The following is a 3,505-nucleotide window of genomic DNA, read 5'->3' as shown; positions in this document are numbered from 1 at the left end:
ATGGGAGTAAAAACTCCATCTGAAGCAAAGAACTCAATTTATTGTAAGGTATAAAAGTTTTTCAAATATAAGGAGGTGAACTTTAGTAAGTACAGTACTTATTGGTACAAACTTCTAAAGTTATTTATGTTTAATGAACATATAAATGAAAATAAAGAGTATATTATAAAAGATTTAATAGAGTTAGTAAAAATAAGAAGTGTAGCTTCTCATAAAAAACCTAATATGCCTTTCGGGGAAGAGGTTCACAAGAGCCTTAGGTTTGTGTTAGACAAAGCTAAAGATATGGGATTTAAAAGTCAAAACTTTTGTGGATACTGTGGCCAAGTAGATGCTGGATGTGGTGATTATACAATTGGTGTTTTATGTCATGTAGATGTGAATGAAGAAGGAACAGGGTGGACAAAACCCCCATTTTCAGGAGAAATTTATGATGGTAAGATATATGGACGAGGTATTGTAAAGGCAAAGGCACCTTTAATAGCTTGTCTATACGCTATGAAATTCTTAAAGGATGAAGCTTTAATTCCAGAAGGAAAAAAAATTAGAATGATTGTGGGGGCGGATAAGGAGACAGGAATAAAAAGCATAAATTATTATAAGGAATATGAAGTAGCTCCAGATATAGGGTTTACTCCAGATGGTATATTTCCTGTAATATATGGAGAAAAGGGTATAATTAATTTTGATCTTCATATGGAATTTTCAGGTGGCTTTGATGCCCCTATCAATATAGTACAAATAGTTGGAGGACAAAGTATAGATACTGTACCGTCTAAAGTTAGTATTATACTTAGTTGTGAAGATATATTTAAAGATAAAATTGAAACGGAGCTAAAAAGGTTTTCAAAACTTGAAAACATAAAATATGAAACTATAAGCCAAAATAAACTTATGAATATAGAATTTATAGGTAAGGAAGCTGATAGTAACAACCCAGATAAAGGAGTAAATGCCATATCCTATGGACTTAAGTTTCTTGAGAATTTTGAAGAGTTTATTGATAAAAGAGAATTTGTTCATGAATATAATAGATTAATTTCTACTTCATATAATGGAGAAAAAATAAATTGTAAATTACAAGATGAAGATTCTGGTAACTTTACTTTTAATGTGAGCACCATAAATTTAACTAGTGATAGAGTTGATATAAAGGTTAATATCAACTATCCTATATCATATGTATATAGTGATGTATTAGAATTAGTTAAAGATGGTTTCAAGTATTCTTCTCTTAAAATAAAAAATCTAAGTCATCTAAGGTCAGTTTCCTTTTCTAAAGATAGCTTTGTAGTAAAAAAACTTATGAAGGCTTATAGAGAAGTTACTGGTGATGAAGATTCACAGCCTTACGTAAGTTCAAAAGGAACCTATGCAAGAGTCTTGAGTAATCTGGTATCCTTTGGACCTATACTTCCTAGAAATAAGGGGTTAGATTATGCAGTTGATGAGTTTATTACTTTGGATGAATTTATGGATTTAGTAGAAATATACGCGATGGCTATATATGAACTATTGAAATAAAATTTAAAATTGTTGAAAGGGGTGGAGGATATTAAGAAAAAAAACATACTATTGCTTATAACTATTTTCTGGATTAGCTTTATATTTTATATGTCATCTCAACCGGCGGTGGAATCTTCAAGTTCTAGCTCTAAAATAGTAAATGTTATATTAAGTACTTTGAAATTAGATGAATCTAAGGAGGAAGTATTTACTGTGATAGTTAGGAAGGGAGCTCATTTTACAGAATATTTCATTTTGGGTGGTTTAGTTACCATCACCTGTGGGGCTTTCAATGAGAAGAAAAATAACTCTTTTATTCTATTATCTTGTGTATTAGTGGCTTTAAGCGATGAGTTCTTGCAAAGTTTTATTGTAGGTAGGAGCTCTGAAGTAAGAGATGTACTAATTGATTTTAGTGGTGTGGTTACATTCTTTATAGTAAACTATATAGCTACCCATATAAAAATAGTGAAAAGAGGACATTTTTATGAATAAGTTTAAATTATGCCACATATTTGTGTACATAGGATGGTTTGCTATTGTATATTATTGTATTTTAAAGATATTTAACTTCCATATAGCCTTTGCATGGTTCTGGTTAATAGTAGCTATATTGAGTTATATAACTCATTGGATTTTAAAAAATAACCTTATAGAAAATTCATGGGGAAAAGTATTAACTGCATTTGTTTCTATAGGTCTTATAATTTTTTTTGTATTGGAAGGATTAATTATATATACTGGCACTATTGAGGATGACAGTATTACAGATTATGTTTTAGTATTAGGAGCTGGAATAAATAAGGAACAAATATCTAAATCTTTACGTTTTAGACTAGATAAAGCTGTAGAATATAATAAAATCCATGATAATATACCTATTATAGTTAGTGGCGGCATGGGTAAAGATGAGGATATCACTGAAGCTCTTGCTATGAAGAGATATTTAGTAAGTAATGGAGTAGATGAGAATAATATTATAATGGAAGAAAAGTCTACTAATACCTATGAGAATTTTAAGTTTTCAAAAATAATAATGGAGAATAAAAGTAAAGAAAAGGACAATATAAGTGTTACATTAATAACCAATAGATTCCACATGTTTAGAGCTAAGTACATAGGAATTAATACGGGATTAAAGATATATTGTTATAGTGCTAAAAATGAAATAATTACATCATTGAATTTTTATGTAAGAGAAAGTTTTGCTTATATAAAGGAGTTAATTTATCATTATATGAAATAAAGTTAAACAGTAACTGTATGTTGATTTTATTATTGATAAGTATTAACGTAATTAATTTAATTAATTTAATAATATGTATATTGGGATCTATAGGAGGAGATTTATATGTATATTGGAATAGATTTAGGGGGAACTAACGTAGGGATTGGTATTGTGGATAGTGAAAATAGGTTAATATTCAAAGATTCAATTCCTACTAAAAGGGAAAGCGGATTCAATGACATTATTGAAGATATAATAGCTTTGATTTCTAAGACTATAAATGTTAATAATATACCTAAATCTCATATACAAGGTATAGGAATAGGCATACCTGGAATAGTGGATCCTAAAAGCCAAATCATAATTGATTGTGTAAATCTCAGGTGGAATAATGTAGATATTAAGAGTGCTATTGAGGAGAAATTAAGTATTCCGGTTTTCGTAGGTAATGATGCTACTGTAGCTGGAGTAGCTGAATTGGTAGTTGGAGCTATGAAAGGCTATCATACGGGAGTTTTACTAACATTAGGAACCGGTATTGGTGGAGGCGTAATAATTAATGGACAGGTATATGATGGGTTTCATGGAATAGGTTCTGAAATTGGGCATATGATAGTGGGTGAAAATTATTATAATTGCAATTGTGGAAGAAATGGATGTTTAGAAACTTTTTCCTCATCTACAGCTATAATAAAGCATGCAAGAAAACTGATTGAAGAAGGAAATGATTCAGCAATTATGACTGAAGTTAAAGGTAATTTAAATAGTATT

The 3,505-nt window shown here is 29.6% G+C and carries 4 protein-coding genes; all 4 read left to right on the top strand.

Annotated elements, in window-relative coordinates; genetic code table 11:
* The first annotated feature begins 126 nt into the window (after window positions 1-126).
* On the top strand, window positions 127-1,524 hold the full coding sequence (locus tag B2671_RS13820; protein WP_346870927.1) for a Sapep family Mn(2+)-dependent dipeptidase: 1,398 nt from the start codon (window positions 127-129) through the stop codon (window positions 1,522-1,524).
* Window positions 1,525-1,545: 21 nt separating this feature from the next.
* Window positions 1,546-2,001, top strand: a complete 456-nt coding sequence (locus tag B2671_RS13815) for a VanZ family protein (RefSeq protein ID WP_346870926.1) — start codon at window positions 1,546-1,548, stop codon at window positions 1,999-2,001.
* Entirely contained in the window at window positions 1,994-2,752 is a 759-nt protein-coding gene (locus B2671_RS13810; protein ID WP_346870925.1) for a YdcF family protein, read from the top strand. Before B2671_RS13815 ends, B2671_RS13810 begins: the two co-directional genes overlap by 8 nt.
* Before the next feature lie 105 nt (window positions 2,753-2,857).
* Window positions 2,858-3,505 (top strand): ROK family protein (locus B2671_RS13805; protein WP_346870924.1); only part of this gene is annotated, 648 nt, incomplete at its 3' end.

This window comes from Clostridium sp. UBA5119 (genome assembly GCF_002414285.1).
GTDB classification, from domain to species: domain Bacteria; phylum Bacillota; class Clostridia; order Clostridiales; family Clostridiaceae; genus Clostridium_J; species Clostridium_J sulfidigenes.
The sequence above is the reverse complement of the archived record's forward strand: the minus strand, read 5'-3'. Positions and strand labels throughout refer to the sequence as shown.

What these genes read in the sequence shown, in the direction of transcription:
- B2671_RS13820 (WP_346870927.1), top strand. Translation starts at nt 127, where the DNA reads ATGTTTAATGAACATATAAATGAAAATAAAGAGTATATTATAAAAGAT.
- B2671_RS13810 (WP_346870925.1), top strand. Translation starts at nt 1,994, where the DNA reads ATGAATAAGTTTAAATTATGCCACATATTTGTGTACATAGGATGGTTT.